At 59.9% G+C, this 19,678-nt stretch carries 16 protein-coding genes and 1 pseudogene; 12 read left to right on the forward strand and 5 right to left on the reverse strand.

Annotation, left to right across the window (positions count from 1 at the left end):
• Positions 1–6 precede the first annotated feature (6 nt).
• The 5 genes from HU752_RS09710 to HU752_RS09730 all read right to left on the reverse strand — a co-directional run bounded on the left by HU752_RS09710 (position 7) and on the right by HU752_RS09730 (position 4,932).
• Entirely contained in the window at positions 7–933 is a 927-nt protein-coding gene (locus HU752_RS09710) for a GGDEF domain-containing protein (protein WP_186677303.1), read from the reverse strand.
• A 364-nt stretch (positions 934–1,297) separates the two neighbouring features.
• Positions 1,298–2,038 carry a YciK family oxidoreductase gene (locus tag HU752_RS09715; protein ID WP_186677301.1) on the reverse strand — a complete coding sequence of 247 codons (741 nt, stop codon included), beginning with the start codon at positions 2,036–2,038 and terminating at the stop codon, positions 1,298–1,300.
• Positions 2,039–2,162: 124 nt separating this feature from the next.
• Entirely contained in the window at positions 2,163–2,834 is a 672-nt protein-coding gene (gene mupP, locus HU752_RS09720) for an N-acetylmuramic acid 6-phosphate phosphatase MupP (RefSeq protein ID WP_186677299.1), read from the reverse strand.
• Positions 2,835–2,837: 3 nt separating this feature from the next.
• Positions 2,838–3,536 (reverse strand): bifunctional 2-polyprenyl-6-hydroxyphenol methylase/3-demethylubiquinol 3-O-methyltransferase UbiG, encoded by a 699-nt coding sequence (gene ubiG, locus HU752_RS09725; RefSeq protein WP_186677297.1) that lies wholly within the window; start codon positions 3,534–3,536, stop codon positions 2,838–2,840.
• 64 nt (positions 3,537–3,600) lie between these two features.
• On the reverse strand, positions 3,601–4,932 hold the full coding sequence (locus HU752_RS09730) for a TRZ/ATZ family hydrolase (protein WP_186677295.1): 1,332 nt from the start codon (positions 4,930–4,932) through the stop codon (positions 3,601–3,603).
• Positions 4,933–5,046: 114 nt separating this feature from the next.
• On the opposite strand from HU752_RS09730, the gene mtnA reads away from it, so the two are divergent.
• From mtnA to wecB, 12 genes and pseudogenes are all read left to right on the forward strand, one after another.
• Positions 5,047–6,123 (forward strand): S-methyl-5-thioribose-1-phosphate isomerase, encoded by a 1,077-nt coding sequence (gene mtnA, locus HU752_RS09735; protein ID WP_186677293.1) that lies wholly within the window; start codon positions 5,047–5,049, stop codon positions 6,121–6,123.
• A gap of 325 nt (positions 6,124–6,448) precedes the next feature.
• Entirely contained in the window at positions 6,449–9,247 is a 2,799-nt protein-coding gene (gene gyrA, locus HU752_RS09740; protein ID WP_186677291.1) for a DNA gyrase subunit A, read from the forward strand.
• Positions 9,248–9,448: 201 nt separating this feature from the next.
• Entirely contained in the window at positions 9,449–10,534 is a 1,086-nt protein-coding gene (serC, locus tag HU752_RS09745; protein ID WP_186677288.1) for a 3-phosphoserine/phosphohydroxythreonine transaminase, read from the forward strand.
• A complete protein-coding gene (gene pheA / locus HU752_RS09750) occupies positions 10,534–11,628 on the forward strand; it encodes a prephenate dehydratase (RefSeq protein WP_186677285.1) in 1,095 nt (364 codons plus the stop codon). The genes serC and pheA overlap by 1 nt, the downstream gene beginning before the upstream one ends.
• A gap of 10 nt (positions 11,629–11,638) precedes the next feature.
• Positions 11,639–12,751: a histidinol-phosphate transaminase gene (hisC, locus tag HU752_RS09755; protein ID WP_186677282.1), complete on the forward strand. Its 1,113-nt coding sequence runs from the start codon at positions 11,639–11,641 to the stop codon at positions 12,749–12,751.
• 28 nt (positions 12,752–12,779) lie between these two features.
• Positions 12,780–13,679 (forward strand): annotated as a pseudogene (locus tag HU752_RS09760) (prephenate dehydrogenase/arogenate dehydrogenase family protein); the annotation flags it as partial.
• Between the two features lie 20 nt (positions 13,680–13,699).
• Entirely contained in the window at positions 13,700–14,389 is a 690-nt protein-coding gene (gene cmk / locus HU752_RS09765) for a (d)CMP kinase (RefSeq protein WP_017906411.1), read from the forward strand.
• A gap of 119 nt (positions 14,390–14,508) precedes the next feature.
• A complete protein-coding gene (gene rpsA / locus HU752_RS09770; protein ID WP_010449734.1) occupies positions 14,509–16,194 on the forward strand; it encodes a 30S ribosomal protein S1 in 1,686 nt (561 codons plus the stop codon).
• A 193-nt stretch (positions 16,195–16,387) separates the two neighbouring features.
• Positions 16,388–16,678 carry a hypothetical protein gene (locus HU752_RS09775; protein WP_186677279.1) on the forward strand — a complete coding sequence of 97 codons (291 nt, stop codon included), beginning with the start codon at positions 16,388–16,390 and terminating at the stop codon, positions 16,676–16,678.
• Positions 16,679–16,800: 122 nt separating this feature from the next.
• On the forward strand, positions 16,801–17,088 hold the full coding sequence (ihfB, locus tag HU752_RS09780) for an integration host factor subunit beta (RefSeq protein WP_017906414.1): 288 nt from the start codon (positions 16,801–16,803) through the stop codon (positions 17,086–17,088).
• Between the two features lie 107 nt (positions 17,089–17,195).
• The gene (locus HU752_RS09785) at positions 17,196–18,050 is read left to right on the forward strand and encodes a Wzz/FepE/Etk N-terminal domain-containing protein (protein WP_186677277.1); all 855 of its coding nucleotides are present in this window, start codon (positions 17,196–17,198) and stop codon (positions 18,048–18,050) included.
• Positions 18,051–18,533: 483 nt separating this feature from the next.
• Positions 18,534–19,664: a non-hydrolyzing UDP-N-acetylglucosamine 2-epimerase gene (gene wecB, locus HU752_RS09790; RefSeq protein ID WP_186677274.1), complete on the forward strand. Its 1,131-nt coding sequence runs from the start codon at positions 18,534–18,536 to the stop codon at positions 19,662–19,664.
• Positions 19,665–19,678: the final 14 nt, after the last annotated feature.

Genomic DNA, 19,678 nt, shown 5'->3' on the forward strand with positions numbered 1-19,678 from the left:
CGTCGGCTAGCCCGCCATCGCCAGTCGGTTGCGACCTTCGCGCTTGGCTACATACAAGGCACCGTCGGCGCGGCGCAGCAGGCTTTGCAGCGACTCGCCGGGTAGCAGGGTGGCGCAGCCCAGGCTTACCGTCAGCGCGATGGTCTGCTCGTTCGCGGCATAGTCCCGGGACTGTGCGGCATGGCGTAGGCGCTCGCCCACCATGGCCGCGGCTTCCCGGCCGGTGTTGGACAGGACGATGAGAAACTCTTCCCCACCGTAGCGAAAGATCATGTCGATGTTGCGCAACTGTTCCTTGATCGAGTTGGCGACGGCCTTGAGTACCTGGTCGCCGGCCGTGTGGCCATAGCTGTCGTTGATCCGCTTGAAATGATCGATATCCAGCATCAGCAGCGACAGTGGCTGGCTGTGGCGGCGTGCCAGGTCGATTTCCCGCTGCAGGGTCTGGTCCATGGCAATGCGGTTGCCGGTTTCGGTCAGTGGATCGCGCAATGCGCTCTGGGTCGCCGCCCGATAGAGCAGGGCGTTGCGCATCGGATAGAGCAGGCAGGACAGCAGCGATTCAAGGTTGCCCAGTTCCTGTTCGGTGAAGCGCTGGCTGCGGCGAAACAGCAGTTCACCCATGTGTTCGCCTTCATGGCTGAGGCTGTAGCTCACCGAATGGTGTCCGCGTTGGCCGAACTCCAGGCGCAGGTCGCTCGGCTGGTGCACGTAGACCAGCGACTGTAGCGGCACCAGGCGTTGAATCTCGCGGAAGAACAGCCCCATGATGCGTTCCGGCTCCAGGCTGGTCTGCAGTTGCAGCATCAGTTGCTGGCGCAGTTGGGTCAGCGTGGTCGGGCGATGGAACAGGGAAGGGGCTTGGCCGAAACCCAGGCGCTGCAACTTGGCGCTATCGAAGTCAACGGAGTTGGTCTGGATCGGTGTCTTCATGGTGACGGGCCCCCTGGGCGCAGCATGCAGTCTTACAGGCTGGCGAATGCGGCTTGGGGCTGCGCATCGTACTGATCCCTCAGTCCCGTAGGACCTTTGACATCAGTCTAGTCGCTTGGGCCGAGCCTGGTGAGGCTGGCCGATGGAACGCCCCATCGCTTTCACACAGCGTGTCTGAGGCAAGTTAGAGCGAAAGTCGTGCCAACCAGTTCACTAAAATATAAGTCTTTGAAATTCAGTGGCTTGTATTTTTGGTGAAAGGAAAAGCGCGCAGGAGCGGCAATAGTTTGACTTGCCGTGATGGCTTTTTGAGATTTAACGCGCGCCGTGCCAGTAATCCGGCACGGCGCAACAGCAAGGGAAGTTACTGGGCGTTGAAGGCCTGGCCGTTGATGCCGGCACTGTCCGGCCCCATCAGGTAGAGATAGACCGGCATGATTTCTTCCGGGGTCGGATTGTTCAGCGGGTTCTCGCCGGGATAGGCCTGGGCGCGCATGCTGGTGCGGGTGGCGCCCGGGTTGATGCTGTTGGCGCGTACCGGGGCGACGGTATCCAGTTCGTCGGCGAGCGTCTGCATCAGTCCCTCGGTGGCGAACTTGGACACGCCATAGGCGCCCCAGTAGGCGCGGCCCTTGCGGCCGACGCTGCTGGACGTGAAGATCACCGAGGCGTCCCGGGACAGCTTGAGCAGTGGCAACAGGGTGCTGGTGAGCATGAACATCGCGTTGACGTTGACCTGCATGACCCGCATGAAATTGTCGCCCGAGAGCTGCTCCAGCGGCGTGCGCGGACCGATGATCGAGGCGTTGTGCAGCAGGCCGTCGAGGTGGCCGAATTCGTTCTCGATCATCGCCGCCAGTTCGTCGTACTGGTGGGGCAGGGCGGTTTCCAGGTTGAAGGGAATCACGGCCGGCTGCGGATGACCGGCGGCTTCGATTTCGTCGTAGACCTGGGTCAGGTTGGCTTCGGTCTTGCCAAGCAGCAGGACAGTGGCGCCGTGGGCGGCGTAGCTCTTGGCGGCGGCTGCGCCGATGCCGCGACCGGCGCCGGTGACCAGAATCACCCGGTCCTTGAGCAGTTCGGGGCGGGCGGAATAATCAAACATGGCTAAACCTCAACGGATGGGGGAGGGGCGCTGCCCGTGGGAGCCGGCTTGCTGGCGATCGATTGATGCGGTGTGGCTGTTCGATCGCGTCGCCTGGATCGCCAGCAAGCCGGCTCCCACAAGGTCAGCAACTGCACAGGGCTTGATCCAGCACCCGGCGCAGTTCCAGTGGATGGTCGACGACCACGTCGGCGCCCCAGTGATCGGGGTTGTCGTCCGGATGGATGTAACCGTAGCGCACCGCGGCAGTACGGGTGCCGGCATCGCGGCCCGACTCGATATCGCGCAGGTCGTCGCCGACGAACAGCACGCTGGCCGGGTCCAGGTCGAGCATCTTGCAGGCGAGGAGCAGCGGCTCGGGGTCCGGCTTGCTCCGGGTGACGTGATCCGGGCAGATCAGCAGCGCCGAGCGCTCGGCCAAGCCGAGTTGCTGCATGATCGGTTCGGCGAAGCGCACCGGCTTGTTGGTGACCACGCCCCAGACCAGCCTGGCCTTCTCGATATCCTCCAGCAGCTCGCCCATGCCGTCGAACAGCTTGCTGTGCACCGCGCAGGCCTTGAGGTAACGCTCGAGGAATTCCTGGCGCAGTTCCTCGAAGCCTGGCGACTCGGGGTCCATCATGAAGGTCACCGCGACCATCGCCCGGGCGCCGCCGGAGATCTCGTCGCGAATCAGCTTGTCGGCAATCGGCGGCAGCCCACGATCAGCCAGCATGGCCTGGCAGATGGCGATGAAGTCCGGCGCGGTATCGAGCAGGGTGCCGTCCATGTCGAAAAGAACCGCTCTCAAGCGCATCGGTCACTCCTCGCGCAGGGTCTGGATCATGTAGTTCACGCCTACGTCCGCTGCCAGTTTGTAGTGCTTGGTCAGCGGGTTGTAGGTCAGGCCGATGATGTCCTTGACCGCCAGGCCCGCGTCGCGGCTCCAGGCGCCCAGTTCGGATGGGCGGATGAACTTCTTGAAGTCATGGGTGCCGCGTGGCAGCAGGCCCATGATGTATTCCGCGCCGACGATGGCGAACAGGTAGGCCTTGGGGTTGCGGTTGATGGTGGAGAAGAACACCTGGCCGCCAGGCTTGACCATGCGGAAGCAGGCGCGGATCACCGACGACGGATCGGGTACGTGCTCGAGCATCTCCAGGCAGGTGACCACGTCGAACTGCTCGGGCATTTCCTCGGCCAGTGCCTCGGCGGTGATCTGCCGGTATTCGACGTCTACACCCGACTCCAGCTGGTGCAGCTGGGCCACGGCCAGCGGCGCTTCGCCCATGTCGATACCCATCACCGTGGCGCCGCGCTGGGCCATGGCTTCACTGAGGATGCCGCCGCCGCAACCGACGTCGAGCACCTTCTTGCCGGCGAGCTTGACGCGCTCGTCGATCCAGTTGACCCGCAGCGGGTTGATGTCGTGCAGTGGCTTGAACTCGCTCTCGCGGTCCCACCAGCGGTGGGCCAGGGCTTCGAACTTGGCGATTTCGGCGTGGTCGACGTTGCTCATGGGGCTATCCTCTAAAGCTTGAAAATCAGGGTGATCCCGGGTTGTGGGTGCCCGGGACGATCATTCAATGGGCGTGTCCGCCAATGCGCTGGCCCCAGGTTCGGGCCGTCGCGGTCAATTTCTGTTCATCCAGGCGGGTCAGGCGCCGGTCGTCGAGCAGTTGCTTGCCGCCCACCCAAAGGTGTTGCACACAATCGCGTCCGGCGGCGTAGATCAGCGTGGAGATCGGGTCGTAGACCGGTTGCTGGGCCATGCCACCGAGGTCGAAGGCGACGATGTCCGCGGCCTTGCCCAGTTCCAGGCTGCCGATTTCGCTATCCAGGCCCAGGGCCCGCGCGCCGTTGAGGGTGGCCATGCGCAGCGCGCGATGGGCATCCAGGGCGCTGGCGGAGCCGGCGACAGCCTTGGCCAGCAGGGCGGCGGTACGGGTTTCGCCGAGCAGGTCCAGGTCATTGTTGCTCGCCGCGCCATCGGTGCCTATGGCCACATTGACGCCGGCCTGCCATAGGCGTTCCACCGGGCAGAAACCGCTGGCCAGTTTCAGGTTCGATTCTGGACAGTGAATCACGCTGGTGTTGCTTTCTACCAGCAAAGCCAGGTCGTCATCGCTGATTTGGGTCATGTGCACGGTTTGCAGGCGTGGTCCCAGCAGGCCGAGGCGGGCCAGGCGGGCCAGCGGGCGTTCGCCGTGCTGCTCGAGCGCCTGCTGCACCTCGAAGGCGGTTTCATGCACGTGCATGTGGATCGCGGCGTCGAGTTCTTCGGCGATGACGCGGATTTTCTCCAGGTTTTCATCACCAACGGTATAGGGCGCATGCGGGCCGAAGGCTATCCTGATGCGTGGGTGATGCTTGAGGTCGCCGAACAGCTCGATGGCCTGGCGCAGGGCTTCATCGGCGCTGGCGGCCCCGGGAATCGGGAAATCGAGGATGGGCATGGCGATCTGCGCGCGGATGCCGCTGTCGTGCACGCATTGGCTGGCAACTTTCGGGTAGAAGTACATGTCCGAAAAACAGCTGATACCGCCCTTGATCTGTTCGGCGATGGCCAGGTCGGTACCGTCGCGGACGAAGTCCTCGCTGACCCATTTGCCCTCGGCCGGCCAGATGTGCTTCTCCAGCCAGGTCATCAGTGGCAGGTCGTCGGCAAGGCCGCGGAACAGGGTCATGGCGGCATGCCCGTGGGCGTTGACCAAGCCTGGGGCGAGCAATGTTCCCGGCAGTTCGCGGACTTCGCCGGCCACCCGCTTCAAGGCTTCGGTGCGCGGGCCGATAAAGGCGATGCGTCCGTCGCGGATGCCCAGGCCATGCTCCCTCAGCACGACGCCGGCAGGTTCCACGGGCACCAGCCAGGTGGGCAGCAACAGCAGGTCGAGCGGGGCGGCGATGTGTGGCATCGAGGACGGCTTCCAGGCTTCATGCATATATTCGGGACGGCGAAGTATACCCGAGCGCCCTGGCGGGGTGATCGCTATAATCGACGGCTTTTTTCCTTGAGTGCGGAGTGAGTCATGCGCGATCGGTTGTTGGCAGCGGAAAAGGTCAAGGCCATCGATTGGCGCCAGGGGACCTTGTGCCTGCTCGACCAGCGTATCCTGCCGTTCGAGCAGAGTTGGCTGGCCTGCGGCAGTGCCGGGGCGGTGGCCGAGGCGATTCGTGCGATGGCCGTGCGTGGCGCGCCGGCCATCGGTATCTGCGCGGCCTATGGCGTCGTGCTGGCGGCGCGTGCGCGGCTTGCCGAAGGCGGTGACTGGGCGGCGGCGCTGGAGGAGGATTTCGCCTTGCTGGCGGCGGCGCGCCCGGCAGCGGCCAGCCTGTCCTGGGCTCTCGGGCGGATGCGCGAGCGGCTGGCGCGGGTGCGCGATGCCGCTGATCCGCTTGCGGCGCTGGAGGCCGAGGCTGTCGCCATCCATGACAGCGATCGCGAAGCCAACCTGACCATGGCGCAACTGGGCGTCGAGCTGATTCGCAAGCACCAGGGCAATGCCCAGGCGATTCTCACTCATTGCAACACCGGGGCCTTGGCTAGCGGTGGCTTTGGCACCGCGCTGGGGGTGATCCGCGGGGCGTTCGTCGAGGGCATGGTCGAGCGGGTCTATGTCGATGAAACCCGGCCATGGCTGCAAGGCTCGCGCCTGACCGCCTGGGCGCTGGCCAGCGAAGGTATCCCGGTGACGGTGAGTGCCGATTCCGCCGCGGCCCATGTGATGAAGGCCAGGGGCGTGACCTGGGTGGTCATCGGTGCCGACCGCATCGCTGCCAATGGTGATGTGGCGAGCAAGATCGGTACCTATCAGTTGGCCGTCTGTGCCATGCATCACGGCGTGCGGTTCATGGTGGTGGCGGCGAGCTCGGCTATCGACCTGGAACTGGCCAGTGGCGATGAAATCGTCCTGGAGGAGCATGAAGGGGACGAACTGCTGGGGGCTGGCGGGAAGCGTCTCGATGTCCAGATCGATACCTTCAACCCGATTTTCGACGTGACTCCGGCGGACCTGATCGATGTCATCGTGACCGAAAAAGGCATCATCGAGCGACCGGACACCGCCAAGCTGGCCCAGCTGATGTGTCGCAAGCGCCTGCACTGATCCGGTTTTTTTCCGGCCAACTGGCTTTTTCGCGCTACAAATCCCGGCATTTTGCTTCTAAGCCCCTCCGGATGCGCTCTCGGAGGGTTTCGTTGGTCGCCTGTCTGGTTCCTTGTGTATCCGGGGATAGGTGCGTGGCGGCGATTGTGATAACATCCGGCGGTTTCCAGGGTTGCCCGAACCGGCTGCCCTTACTGCGCAGATCCATGGCATAACTCGTTGATTTGTCGTAAGTCGCTGCCAGGCATCAGGTCGGCAGCGGCAAGCTTCGTTCGTCCCATATGGATGTGACGAAGTTTCACCAGAAAAAGGAATCAGGCTTCTCATGGGCGAACTGGCCAAAGAAATCCTCCCGGTCAATATCGAAGACGAGCTGAAACAGTCCTACCTCGACTACGCGATGAGCGTGATTGTCGGACGGGCACTGCCCGATGCGCGTGATGGCTTGAAGCCCGTGCACCGGCGTGTCCTGTTCGCCATGAGCGAACTGGGTAACGACTGGAACAAGCCGTACAAGAAATCTGCCCGTGTGGTCGGTGACGTGATCGGTAAATATCACCCGCACGGTGATACGGCCGTATACGACACCATCGTTCGGATGGCGCAGCCATTCTCCCTGCGCTACCTGCTGGTCGACGGCCAGGGCAACTTCGGTTCCGTCGACGGCGACAACGCCGCGGCGATGCGATACACCGAAGTGCGCATGACCAAGCTGGCGCACGAGCTGCTGGCCGACCTGCACAAGGAAACCGTGGACTGGGTGCCGAACTATGACGGCACCGAGCAGATCCCGGCGGTCATGCCGACCCGCATCCCCAACCTGCTGGTCAACGGCTCCAGCGGTATCGCCGTGGGCATGGCGACCAACATCCCGCCACACAACCTCGGTGAAGTGATCGACGGTTGCCTGGCATTGATCGACAACCCCGATGTCACCGTCGATGAGCTGATGCAGTACATCCCGGGCCCGGACTTCCCGACCGCGGGGATCATCAACGGTCGCGCCGGCATCATCGAGGCCTATCGCACCGGTCGCGGCCGCATCTACATGCGGGCCCGCTCGACCGTCGAGGATATCGACAAGGTCGGTGGCCGCCAGCAGATCGTCATCACCGAGCTGCCCTACCAGCTGAACAAGGCTCGCCTGATCGAGAAGATCGCCGAGCTGGTCAAGGAGAAGAAACTCGAGGGCATCAGCGAGCTGCGCGACGAGTCCGACAAGGACGGCATGCGCGTGGTAATCGAGCTGCGCCGTGGTGAAGTGCCCGAGGTGATCCTCAACAACCTCTACGCCCAGACCCAGTTGCAGAGCGTCTTCGGTATCAACATCGTCGCGCTGATCGACGGTCGTCCGCGTGTCCTGAACCTCAAGGACCTGCTGGAAGCCTTCGTTCGTCACCGTCGCGAAGTGGTGACCCGCCGTACCGTGTTCGAACTGCGCAAGGCGCGTGAACGTGGCCATATCCTCGAAGGCCAGGCCGTTGCACTGTCGAACATCGACCCGGTGATCGCCCTGATCAAGGCCTCGCCGACGCCGTCGGAAGCCAAGGAGGCGCTGATCAGCACGCCTTGGGAGTCCAGCGCGGTGATGACCATGGTCGAGCGTGCCGGGGCTGATTCCTGCCGCCCGGAGAACCTCGATCCGCAGTATGGCCTGCGTGATGGCAAGTACTTCCTGTCGCCGGAGCAGGCTCAGGCCATCCTGGAGCTGCGTCTGCACCGCCTGACCGGCCTGGAGCACGAGAAGCTGCTGGCCGAGTACCAGGAGATCCTCAACCAGATCGGCGAGCTGATCCGTATCCTCAACAGCTCCGTGCGCCTGATGGAAGTGATCCGCGAAGAACTGGAAGTGATCCGTGCCGAGTACGGCGATGCGCGTCGCACCGAGATCCTCGATGCGCGCCTCGACCTGACCCTGGGCGACATGATTCCGGAAGAAGAGCGCGTGGTGACCATTTCCCACAGCGGCTACGCCAAGACCCAGCCATTGTCGGCCTACCAGGCCCAGCGCCGTGGCGGCAAGGGCAAGTCGGCGACCGGCGTCAAGGATGAGGACTACATCTCCCACCTGCTGGTTGCCAACAGCCATGCCACGCTCCTGCTGTTCTCCAGCAAGGGCAAGGTCTACTGGCTCAAGACCTACGAGATTCCCGAGGCTTCCCGTGCTGCGCGCGGTCGTCCGCTGGTCAACCTGCTGCCGCTGGATGAGGGTGAGTACATCACCACCATGCTGCAGATCGACCTGGAGGCCCTGCAGCAGAGCGCCGGTGCCGATGACGAGCTGGACGATGCCGATGATGCGGTGATCGAAGGCGAAGTGATCGAGGCCGATGACGCTGGCGATGCTGCTGAAGAGGTCGACGGCGACACTGCTGAGCTGGTGGCCGAACCGACCGGCGCCTATATCTTCATGGCCACCGCTTTCGGTACGGTCAAGAAAACCCCGCTGTCGCAATTCAGCCGTCCGCGTACCAGTGGCCTGATCGCCCTGAAGCTCAAGGAAGGCGACACCCTGATCGCCGCCGCGATCACCGACGGTGCCAAGGAGGTCATGCTGTTCTCCGATGCGGGCAAGGTGATTCGCTTTGCTGAAAGCGTGGTTCGCGAAATGGGCCGTGGCGCCCGTGGTATCCGCGGCATGCGGATCGGCAAGGGGCAGAAGCTGATCTCCATGCTGATTCCGGAATCGGGCGCGCAGATCCTCACCGCCTCCGAGCGTGGTTTCGGCAAGCGTACGCCACTGAGCAAGTTCCCGCGTCGTGGGCGTGGCGGCCAGGGCGTCATCGCCATGGTCACCAAGGAGCGCAACGGCCAGTTGATCGGTGCGATCCAGGTGCAGGAAGGTGAGGAAATCATGCTGATTTCCGACCAGGGCACCCTGGTTCGTACCCGTGTCGACGAAGTTTCCAGCCTGGGTCGTAACACCCAGGGCGTGACCCTGATCAAGCTGGCCAATGATGAAACGCTGGTGGGGCTTGAGCGGGTCCAGGAGCCTTCGGAAGTCGAGGGTGAGGAGCTGGAGATGGGTGTGGACGCCGAGTTCGAGGGCGAAATGCCGATCGACGGTGTCGCCGATGAGTCGGCGGCGGATGATGCAGCCGATGAAGTTGAGCGGCAGGATTAATTAAACGCCTGCGCCTGACGTTGTAGCACTGTAGGGCGGCCGATCGTGATGCGATCGGCTGTGATCGAACGCGAAGCGGTCGTTGTCGGACCGCTTTGTCGTGTCAGGAGTATCGAGATTCGCTGGAATCGGCGGATCGATCCTGCAGGGTGCCGGACAGGCCTGGCGGCGTGTATATCTTCAAGCATAGCGAGAGTGGATGTGAGCAAACGAGCCTATAACTTCTGCGCAGGTCCTGCTGCGCTGCCTGAAGCTGTCCTGTTGCGTGCCCAGTCGGAGTTGCTGGACTGGCAAGGCAAGGGGCTGTCGGTCATGGAAATGAGCCATCGCAGCGATGAGTTCGTCTCCATCGCCGAGCGGGCCGAGCAGGATCTGCGCGATCTGCTGGATATCCCCTCGAACTACAAGGTGCTGTTCCTGCAGGGCGGCGCCAGCCAGCAGTTTGCCCAGGTCGCCTTGAACCTGCTGCCGGAAAGCGGCAAGGCCGACTATGTCGAGACCGGTATCTGGTCGAAGAAGGCCATCGAGGAAGCTTCGCGTTTCGGTAACGTCAACGTCGCTGCCAGCGCCAAGCCCTATGACTACTTCGCCATCCCGGGCCAGAACGAGTGGAAGCTGTCGAAAGACGCGGCCTATGTCCACTATGTCTCGAACGAGACCATTGGCGGCCTGGAGTTCGATTGGATCCCGGAAACTGGCGACGTGCCGCTGGTCACCGACATGTCCTCGAACATTCTCTCGCGTGCCGTGGACGTTTCCCGCTTCGGCATGATCTACGCTGGCGCGCAGAAGAACATTGGCCCGAGCGGTATCGTCGTCAATATCGTGCGCGAAGACCTGCTGGGGCGTGCACGCTCGATCTGCCCGACCATGCTCGACTACAAGGTCGCGGCCGACAACGGTTCGATGTACAACACCCCGCCGACCCTGGCCTGGTACCTGTCGGGCCTGGTGTTCCAGTGGCTCAAGGAGCAGGGCGGTGTCGAGGCGATCGGCAGGCTCAACGATCTCAAGCAGCGCACGCTGTATGATTTCATCGACGCCAGCGGCCTCTACAGCAACCCGGTCAACAAGAGCAACCGCTCGTGGATGAACGTGCCGTTCCGCCTGGCCGACGATCGCCTGGACAAGCCGTTCCTGGCTGGTGCCGACGCTCGTGGCCTGCTGAACCTCAAGGGGCACCGCTCCGTGGGTGGCATGCGTGCCTCCATCTATAACGCCGTGGGTATCGATGCGGTCAACGCACTGGTCGCCTACATGGCAGAGTTCGAGAAGGAACACGGCTGATGGCTGAACAGGAACTCAAGGCGCTGCGCCTGCGCATCGACAGTCTCGACGAGAAGATCCTCGAGCTGATCAGCGAGCGCGCCCGCTGCGCCCAGGAAGTCGCACGGGTCAAGATGGGCTCGCTGGCCGAGGGCGAAGTACCGGTGTTCTATCGCCCCGAGCGTGAGGCGCAGGTGCTCAAGCGCGTCATGGACCGCAACCAGGGCCCGCTGGGTAACGAGGAGATGGCGCGGCTGTTCCGTGAAATCATGTCCTCCTGCCTGGCCCTGGAGCAGCCGCTGAAAGTGGCCTACCTGGGCCCCGAGGGGACCTTCACCCAGGCCGCGGCGATGAAGCACTTCGGCCATGCGGTGATCAGCAAGCCGATGGCGGCCATCGACGAGGTGTTCCGCGAGGTCGCCGCAGGTGCGGTGAACTTCGGCGTGGTGCCGGTGGAAAACTCCACCGAGGGTGCGGTCAACCACACCCTCGACAGCTTCCTCGAACACGACATGGTGATCTGTGGCGAAGTCGAGCTGCGTATCCATCATCACCTGCTGGTGGGCGAGAACACCAAGACCGACAGCATCAGCCGTATCTACTCCCATGCCCAGTCCCTGGCCCAGTGCCGCAAGTGGCTGGACGCCCATTACCCGAATGTCGAGCGCGTGGCGGTGTCGAGCAACGCCGAGGCGGCCAAGCGGGTCAAGGGTGAGTGGAACTCGGCGGCGATCGCCGGTGATATGGCGGCTGGCCTGTACGGCCTGACCCGCCTGGCCGAGAAAATCGAGGACCGTCCGGACAACTCCACGCGGTTCCTGATGATCGGCAACCAGGAAGTGCCACCGACTGGCGACGACAAGACGTCGATCATTGTCTCCATGAGTAACAAGCCGGGTGCGCTGCATGAGTTGCTGGTGCCGTTTCATGACAACGGTATCGACCTGACGCGCATCGAAACCCGGCCATCGCGCAGCGGCAAGTGGACCTACGTCTTCTTCATCGACTTCGTCGGCCACCACCGCGACCCGCTGGTCAAGGGTGTGCTGGAGAAGATCAGTCAGGAGGCGGTAGCGCTCAAGGTGCTGGGCTCCTACCCGAAAGCGGTTCTCTAAGGGCGTGAACATGAGTGGCGACTTCCTCGCCCTGGCGCAGCCGGGCGTGCAAAAACTTTCGCCTTACGTTCCGGGCAAGCCCGTGGACGAATTGGCGCGTGAGCTGGATATCGATCCGGCGAACATCATCAAGCTGGCGAGCAACGAAAACCCGCTGGGCGCCAGCCCCAAGGCGCTGTCGGCCATTGCCGACGCGCTGGCCGAACTGACCCGCTACCCGGACGGCAATGGCTTCGACCTGAAGCAGCGCCTGTCCGAGCTATGTGGCGTACAGGCCAGCCAGGTGACCCTGGGCAATGGTTCCAACGACATTCTCGAGCTGGTCGCGCGGGCCTACCTGGCGCCAGGCCTGAATGCGGTGTTCAGCGAGCATGCCTTCGCGATCTACCCGATCGTGACCCAGGCCGTGGCGGCCGACGCCCGTGTGGCGCCGGCCAGGGACTTCGGTCATGACCTGCCGGCGATGCTGGCGGCGATCGACGAGAATACCCGGGTGGTGTTCATCGCCAACCCGAACAACCCGACCGGGACCTGGTTTGGTCCGCAGGCGCTGGAAGCTTTCCTGGCTGCGGTGCCCGAGCAGGTGCTGGTGGTGCTGGACGAGGCCTACATCGAGTACGCCGAGGGTGATGATCTGCCGAATGGCCTGAACTATCTGGCGAGCTACCCGAACCTGTTGGTCTCGCGGACCTTCTCCAAGGCCTATGGCCTGGCGGCGCTGCGGGTCGGCTACGGGCTGTCGTCGCCGGCGGTGGCGGATATCCTCAACCGGGTGCGCCAGCCGTTCAACGTCAACAGCCTGGCCCTGGTGGCCGCCTGTGCCGCGCTGGATGACGTCGAGTACGTGGCGCGCAGTCGCGAGCTGAACGAGGCGGGCATGCAGCAGCTGGAGGCAGGCTTCCGCCAGTTGGGGTTGGAGTGGATTCCTTCGCGGGCCAACTTCATCGCCGTCGATGTCGGTCGCGATGCCGCTCCGGTCTACCAGGGGCTGCTGCGCGAAGGTGTGATCGTGCGTCCGATCGGTGGCTACGGGATGCCGCGGCACCTGCGGGTCAGTATCGGCCTGGCCAGTGAAAACAGCCGTTTGCTCGAGGCGCTGGGCAAGGTTCTGGCTCGTGGTTGATGTCATGCCGATGCAATCTGTGACGCCTATGATCGGCCGCCTGGTGGTGGTCGGTCTTGGGCTTATTGGGGGTTCCTTCGCCAAGGGGCTGCGTGAAAGTGGCCTGTGCCAGGAAGTGGTAGGGGTTGATCTCAATCCGCAGTCGCGCCGCTTGGCGGTTGAGCTGGGCGTGGTTGATCGCTGTGAGGAAGACCTGGCGGCGGCTTGCCAGGGGGCTGATGTCATCCAGCTGGCGGTGCCGATCCTGGCGATGGAAAAGATGCTCGGCCTGTTGGCGGGCCTGGACCTCGGCCAGGCGATCCTGACCGATGTCGGCAGTGCCAAGGGGAATGTGGTGCGGGCTGCTGGCGAGGCGTTTGGCGCCATGCCGGCGCGCTTCGTGCCCGGGCATCCGATCGCCGGTTCCGAGCAGAGTGGGGTCGAAGCCTCGAACGCCAGGCTGTTCCGGCGCCACAAGGTGATCCTTACGCCGCTGGAAGGAACCGACGCGGATGCGGTGGCGACGGTCGATGCGTTGTGGCGGGCGCTGGGTGCGGATGTCGAGCAGATGGATGTCGGGCGCCACGATGAAGTGCTGGCGGCGACCAGTCACCTGCCGCACCTGCTGGCCTTCGGCCTGGTCGATTCATTGGCCAAGCGCAACGAGAACCTGGAAATTTTCCGTTATGCGGCGGGTGGCTTCCGTGACTTCACGCGAATCGCCGGCAGCGACCCGGTCATGTGGCACGATATCTTCCTGGCCAACCGCGATGCGGTCCTGCGTGCGCTGGACACCTTCCGCAGCGACCTGGATGTCCTGCGCGATGCCGTCGATGCCGGTGACGGGCATCAACTGCTGGATGTGTTCAAGCGTGCCCAGTCGGCTCGCGAATATTTCGGCAGGATCTTGGCCCGACGGGCCCGCAAGGACACAATGAACGTCAACGATGATCAGAAAGAGGCTCAGTCGTGAATATTCAAGCTCCAGTCATCGCCATCGACGGGCCTAGCGGATCGGGCAAGGGCACCATCGCCGGCTTGCTGGCCAAGCGTCTGGGTTGGTGCCTGCTGGACTCCGGTGCCCTGTACCGCTTGCTGGCCTTTGCCGCGCGCAACCATGGTGTCGACCTGACCAACGAGGAATCGCTCAAGCTGCTGGCTGCGCACCTCGACGTACAGTTCATCGGTGCGACCGACGGTCAGCCGGAACGCATCATCCTGGAAGGGGATGACGTCACCCAGGACATCCGCAACGAGTCGATCGGTGCCGGTGCTTCCCAGGTCGCCTCCCTGCCGGCGGTGCGTGATGCACTGCTGCAGCGCCAGCGGGCGTTTCGCGAGGCGCCGGGGCTGGTGGCCGACGGTCGCGACATGGGCACCGTGGTGTTTCCCGATGCGCCGTTGAAGATCTTCCTCACCGCCAGCTCCGAGGAGCGTGCTCGCCGTCGCTACTTGCAGTTGAAGGCCAAGGGCGATGATGTTAGTCTGTCGAGTCTGCTGGATGAGATCCGTGCGCGCGATGAGCGCGATACCCAGCGAGCGGTGGCCCCGCTCAAGCCGGCGGCCGACGCCATACAGCTGGATTCCACGGAGTTGTCCATCGAGCAGGTGCTGGAACGCATCATGAGCGAGATCGCCATTCGCGATATCGCCGGGTGACCAAGAGGGGTGCAGGGGACCAGTCATAGTCCTGCATGGCCTCTTTATATGAACGTAACCCACATCGTCTGGGATGTGGCAGATGGGCGTATTCTTCGCCCTCATCAACAGGAATTAAAATGAGCGAAAGCTTTGCGGAACTCTTTGAAGAGAGCTTGAAGACCCTGAATCTTCAGGCTGGTTCGATCATCACCGGTGTTATCGTTGATATCGATTACCAAGCTCGTTGGGTAACTGTCCACGCTGGTCTGAAGTCTGAAGCTCTGATCCCGCTGGAACAGTTCTACACCGATGCTGGCGAACTGAACATCAACGTCGGTGACGAAGTTCACGTGGCGCTGGATTCGGTTGAAGATGGCTTTGGTGAAACCAAGCTGTCCCGTGAAAAAGCCAAGCGCGCTGAATGCTGGATCGTTCTGGAAGCAGCCTTCGCAGCCGAGGAAGTGGTCAAGGGCGTTATCAACGGTAAGGTTAAGGGCGGCTTCACTGTCGACGTTAACGGCATCCGTGCGTTCCTGCCAGGTTCCCTGGTTGACGTCCGTCCAGTGCGCGACACCACGCACCTGGAAGGCAAAGAGCTCGAGTTCAAGGTCATCAAGCTCGACCAGAAACGCAACAACGTTGTCGTTTCCCGCCGCAGCGTCCTGGAAGCCGAGAACTCCGCCGAGCGTGAAGCTCTGCTGGAATCCCTGCAGGAAGGTCAGCAGGTCAAGGGTATCGTCAAGAACCTCACCGACTACGGTGCATTCGTTGATCTGGGCGGCGTCGATGGCCTGCTGCACATCACCGACATGGCCTGGAAGCGCATCAAGCATCCATCGGAAATCGTCAACGTTGGCGACGAGATCGATGTCAAGGTTCTGAAGTACGATCGCGAGCGCAATCGTGTTTCCCTGGGCCTGAAGCAACTGGGCGAAGACCCATGGGTTGCTATCAAGGCTCGCTACCCAGAAAGCACCCGCGTGACCGCGCGTGTTACCAACCTGACCGACTACGGCTGCTTCGCTGAGCTGGAAGAAGGCGTTGAAGGCCTGGTACACGTTTCGGAAATGGACTGGACCAACAAGAACATCCATCCTTCGAAAGTTGTACAAGTCGGCGACGAAGTGGAAGTCATGGTTCTGGACATCGACGAAGAGCGTCGTCGTATCTCCCTGGGCATCAAGCAGTGCAAGTCGAACCCATGGGAAGACTTCTCTGGACAGTTCAACAAGGGCGACAAGATCTCCGGTACCATCAAGTCGATCACCGATTTCGGTATCTTCATCGGTCTGGACGGCGGCATCGACGGCCTGGTTCACCTGTCGGACATCTCCTGGAACGAAGTCGGCGAAGAAGCCGTACGTCGCTTCAAGAAGGGCGACGAGCTGGACACCGTCATCCTGTCGGTTGACCCAGAGCGTGAGCGCATCTCCCTGGGCATCAAGCAGCTGGAAAGCGATCCGTTCTCCGAGTACGTCTCGGTCAACGACAAAGGCGCTGTTGTCAAAGGCACTGTGAAAGAAGTTGACGCCAAAGGCGCCATCATCGTTCTGGCCGACGATATCGAAGCGACTCTGAAAGCCTCCGAAATCAGCCGTGACCGCGTTGAAGACGCGCGTAACGTCCTGAAAGAAGGCGAAGAAGTAGAAGCCAAGATCATCAGCGTTGATCGTAAGAGCCGCGTAATCCAGCTCTCGATCAAGTCGAAAGACGTTGAAGACGAGAAAGAAGCCATCCAGAGCCTGAAAGCCGCTCCGGAAGGTGAAGCAGCTGACACCACCATGGCTGCTCTGCTGCGTCAAGCAATGGCCAAGCAGAACTGAGTTCTGTCTGACTGTTGAAAGAAAGGGCGACTTCGGTCGCCCTTTTTTGTGCCTGAAATTTGCCTGTATCAGTAGCGAAACAAAATTGGCCTTGCAGCTGTCATATTTGGAAGTGTAAAGATGTAGCTGTCTGAGGCGGTCGTTGTTCGTTGTCAGAGGCTTTTCTCAGGGTGTTGCCTTGATAAGGAAGTGAATGAGCAAGCTCATGGCTGTAATCCTCTTGGCATTGCTTGCCGGGTGCGCCACCAATGCCAAGACTCACGTCAGGCATGGGGTGAGTGGTATCGAGATCGATTGTTCAGGGCTCGGTTCCGGCTGGGAAAAGTGCTACAAGCGTGCGGCTCGGGAGTGCAAGGCTCAGGGCTACAAGGTCGTTACCAAATCCAGTGACGCCAAGGATGATGACGACAATTATCTGTTTGGCTGGAACCCGGCGGGCTCCGTTACCCGAACCATGCTGGTTATCTGCAACCAGCCACAATAAGCCCTTGAGCCTCGACGCATCTTGTATGCAGATAAGTCAATGGGTGGGCTGTTCAAAACCATCCAGCCGTGCTACAACCTTCGAAATGCTTTTCCTAGCTGCTTGAAAAAGAAGGGAAAAATATGACGAAGTCGGAGTTGATCGAACGAATTGTCACCCATCAGGGCCTGCTCTCGTCCAAGGATGTGGAGCTGGCCATCAAGACCATGCTCGAGCAGATGTCCCAGTGCCTGGCGACCGGAGATCGGATCGAGATTCGTGGATTCGGTAGCTTTTCCCTGCATTACCGTGCGCCAAGGGTGGGGCGTAACCCGAAGACCGGTCAGTCGGTGAGCCTGGATGGTAAATTTGTGCCGCATTTCAAGCCGGGGAAGGAGCTGCGGGATCGGGTCAATGAGGAGGATGAGTGATACAGGTGCGGTAAGCCAGTCTTTCATATTACACAAATCTTAAGAGTGCAAGCCGTGATATGCGGCTTTCGTCGTTTTTGTTTTTTGACTTTTATTGGACGAAATAGATGAGCCGTGCAGGATATTTTGAGGAGATGGGGTTCGCTAATTTGGTGGTTGTTATAATTAAAAGATGGTGGTTGGTTCTGCCGGTTTTTATATTATTCTCGTCTATTTCTGCATATTATGCAAAGAGGCTTCCGGAGATATATGAAGTTAAGTTTGGTGTAGTGCCTCCTTCGGTTCGAGATGTCGCCGATCTTAATTATGGTCGGCTGGGTGTTAGTGGTTTAAAAAGCTATGAAGTGAGGCTAGTTTATAAAGCTTTTGTCGTTGGGCTTCATTCTGCAGAGGTTTTACGCGATTTTCAATCTGCTTGGAATGCAATGAAGAGTGCAAATGCGAACTCTCAGAAACGTACTGTTCTGAGTGATAGGATAAACATCTACGTGCCTGCAGTTGCGGATGCTGACGGGCGTTACACAATTTTGGTTCGTGGGGCAGATCCAGATTTGGTGGCCGAGCATGCAAGTGCATACATGAAATTTGTTGGCGATCTTGCCCGACGAGAGATGATTGCGGGAGCTCAGCATGAGCTTGACCAGGTTCGTGATGCTATGGCTGCTTTGTTGAGTCTGCCAGTGGTCGAGAAGAATTCCGCAGATGGTGGCGCACGCATACCCGGTGATAATAGTGCTGCTAGTATTGAGTTGCAGCGATATTATCAGTTCTACAAAAATGCAAAAATTGATGGATCAAAAGTAGCTGTTTATAGAATAGAAGGTGAAATTCCCTCTCAAGGACGATTTGTTGGGCCCAATAGAGTATTAATTTTATTTTTTGGGGCTTTCTTTGGCTTGATATTTGGTTGCTGTCTGGCGGTGGGTGTTCATGCTATTGCTGGGCGATCTGGAGTGCGTTGATCGTAATCCATATATAGTGTCGATGCCTTGCTTTTGATAATTTTCAGTGATTTTACTTGCTTGATTCTTGTCTTTGCTATATAGGGCTGTTTTAAAATTGGAAGCAGGCTCCATTGCCTTATCCTTTCATGGGCTTGCTTGCGCTGATTCCAAGCATGTGTTTGGGGGCTAGATGAGCTCATGCAGGCGTTTTGTGCTGTTTGGGGTATTCCGGGTACAATGCATCCATATGTCAAATTTTGGGGTTATGTTGTGATTACGAATACATTGTACGATTTATCTTGACAAGATCTTGGGTTTCTGGTTGGTGTCTGGGCTCTCTAGGTGCTTTGATGATAAGGCGCGCATGGTGGCCTTTGTAGTGGTTTTTTAGCGCCGCTTTCTGCTATGTGTGGATGCGCGGAGACGGAATGCAAGCTAGTCCCAATCTGTATTGTTAATGATTATCCGAGTCAATTGAACCCTATTTAAAACGGTTAAAAAATGTCGCTTAAAGTACTTTCTGTTTTTGGAACTAGGCCCGAAGCAATCAAGATGGCGCCACTTGCGTTGGCACTTGCCGAGGATGGCCGTTTCGAGTCGAAAGTGTGCGTGACGGCTCAACATAGAGAAATGCTTGACCAGGTGTTGGATCTATTTGATTTGATACCGGACTTTGATTTGAACGTGATGCGGCCAGGGCAGGATCTCAACGGGCTGAGCTCTTCGATCATGCAAGGGTTGAGCGCTGTGTTTGCCGAGTTTAAACCTGATATCGTACTTGTCCACGGGGATACCACAACAACCTGTGTGGCAACTCTGGCGTCTTATTACCATCAGATACCTGTGGCGCACGTTGAGGCGGGCCTCAGGACTGGAAATATCTACTCTCCCTGGCCGGAGGAGGGTAACCGAAAGGTGACAGGTGCCTTGGCATCACTGCATTTTGCTCCGACGCAAACCTCACAAATTAACCTGCTCAAGGAAAACATTGATCCGCGCTGCGTTCACATTACAGGTAATACGGTGATCGACGCTCTGCTCAAGGTTGTCGAAAAACTCACTACTTCTCAGCCTCTGAAGGCTGAGCTAGATGAGCAATTCTCATTTATCGACATGACGAAGCAGCTTGTTCTAGTTACCGGGCATCGTCGAGAGAGTTTTGGCGGTGGATTTGAGCGTATCTGTCAGGCTTTGGTTGATACAGCTCACGAGTTTCCTGAAGTAGAAATTGTATACCCCGTTCACCTTAATCCGAATGTCAGGGAACCTATCAATCGGCTGCTTTCTGGTATTAAGAATATCCATCTGATTGAACCCTTGGACTATCTGCCATTTGTTTATCTAATGAGCCGCTCAATGATTATTCTGACTGACTCGGGTGGCATTCAGGAAGAAGCACCTTCGCTTGGGAAACCTGTGTTGGTAATGCGTGAAACTACTGAACGCCCGGAAGCGGTGGCAGCTGGCACTGTTAGGCTCGTTGGAACTGAAAGGCAAGCTATTTTCGACAATTTGAAATTGCTACTAACTGAGCCAGAGGCTTATGAAAAAATGAGCTTTGCTCATAATCCCTATGGTGACGGGCGTGCGAGTCAGCGAATTATCGAGGTGCTGGCGGCTTATAAAAAATAAAGTGATCTAAGTGT

Source organism: Pseudomonas vanderleydeniana (assembly GCF_014268755.2).
In the GTDB taxonomy this organism is placed as follows: Bacteria; Pseudomonadota; Gammaproteobacteria; order Pseudomonadales; family Pseudomonadaceae; genus Aquipseudomonas; species Aquipseudomonas vanderleydeniana.

Excerpts from the sequence above, each read along its gene's own strand:
- HU752_RS09710 (WP_186677303.1), bottom strand. The coding sequence starts at position 933 with ATGAAGACACCGATCCAGACCAACTCCGTTGACTTCGATAGCGCCAAG.
- HU752_RS09715 (WP_186677301.1), bottom strand. The coding sequence starts at position 2,038 with ATGTTTGATTATTCCGCCCGCCCCGAACTGCTCAAGGACCGGGTGATT.
- mupP (WP_186677299.1), bottom strand. The coding sequence starts at position 2,834 with ATGCGCTTGAGAGCGGTTCTTTTCGACATGGACGGCACCCTGCTCGAT.
- ubiG (WP_186677297.1), bottom strand. The coding sequence starts at position 3,536 with ATGAGCAACGTCGACCACGCCGAAATCGCCAAGTTCGAAGCCCTGGCC.
- HU752_RS09730 (WP_186677295.1), bottom strand. The coding sequence starts at position 4,932 with ATGCCACACATCGCCGCCCCGCTCGACCTGCTGTTGCTGCCCACCTGG.
- mtnA (WP_186677293.1), top strand. The coding sequence starts at position 5,047 with ATGCGCGATCGGTTGTTGGCAGCGGAAAAGGTCAAGGCCATCGATTGG.
- gyrA (WP_186677291.1), top strand. The coding sequence starts at position 6,449 with ATGGGCGAACTGGCCAAAGAAATCCTCCCGGTCAATATCGAAGACGAG.
- pheA (WP_186677285.1), top strand. The coding sequence starts at position 10,534 with ATGGCTGAACAGGAACTCAAGGCGCTGCGCCTGCGCATCGACAGTCTC.
- hisC (WP_186677282.1), top strand. The coding sequence starts at position 11,639 with ATGAGTGGCGACTTCCTCGCCCTGGCGCAGCCGGGCGTGCAAAAACTT.
- rpsA (WP_010449734.1), top strand. The coding sequence starts at position 14,509 with ATGAGCGAAAGCTTTGCGGAACTCTTTGAAGAGAGCTTGAAGACCCTG.
- HU752_RS09775 (WP_186677279.1), top strand. The coding sequence starts at position 16,388 with ATGAGCAAGCTCATGGCTGTAATCCTCTTGGCATTGCTTGCCGGGTGC.
- ihfB (WP_017906414.1), top strand. The coding sequence starts at position 16,801 with ATGACGAAGTCGGAGTTGATCGAACGAATTGTCACCCATCAGGGCCTG.
- HU752_RS09785 (WP_186677277.1), top strand. The coding sequence starts at position 17,196 with ATGAGCCGTGCAGGATATTTTGAGGAGATGGGGTTCGCTAATTTGGTG.
- wecB (WP_186677274.1), top strand. The coding sequence starts at position 18,534 with ATGTCGCTTAAAGTACTTTCTGTTTTTGGAACTAGGCCCGAAGCAATC.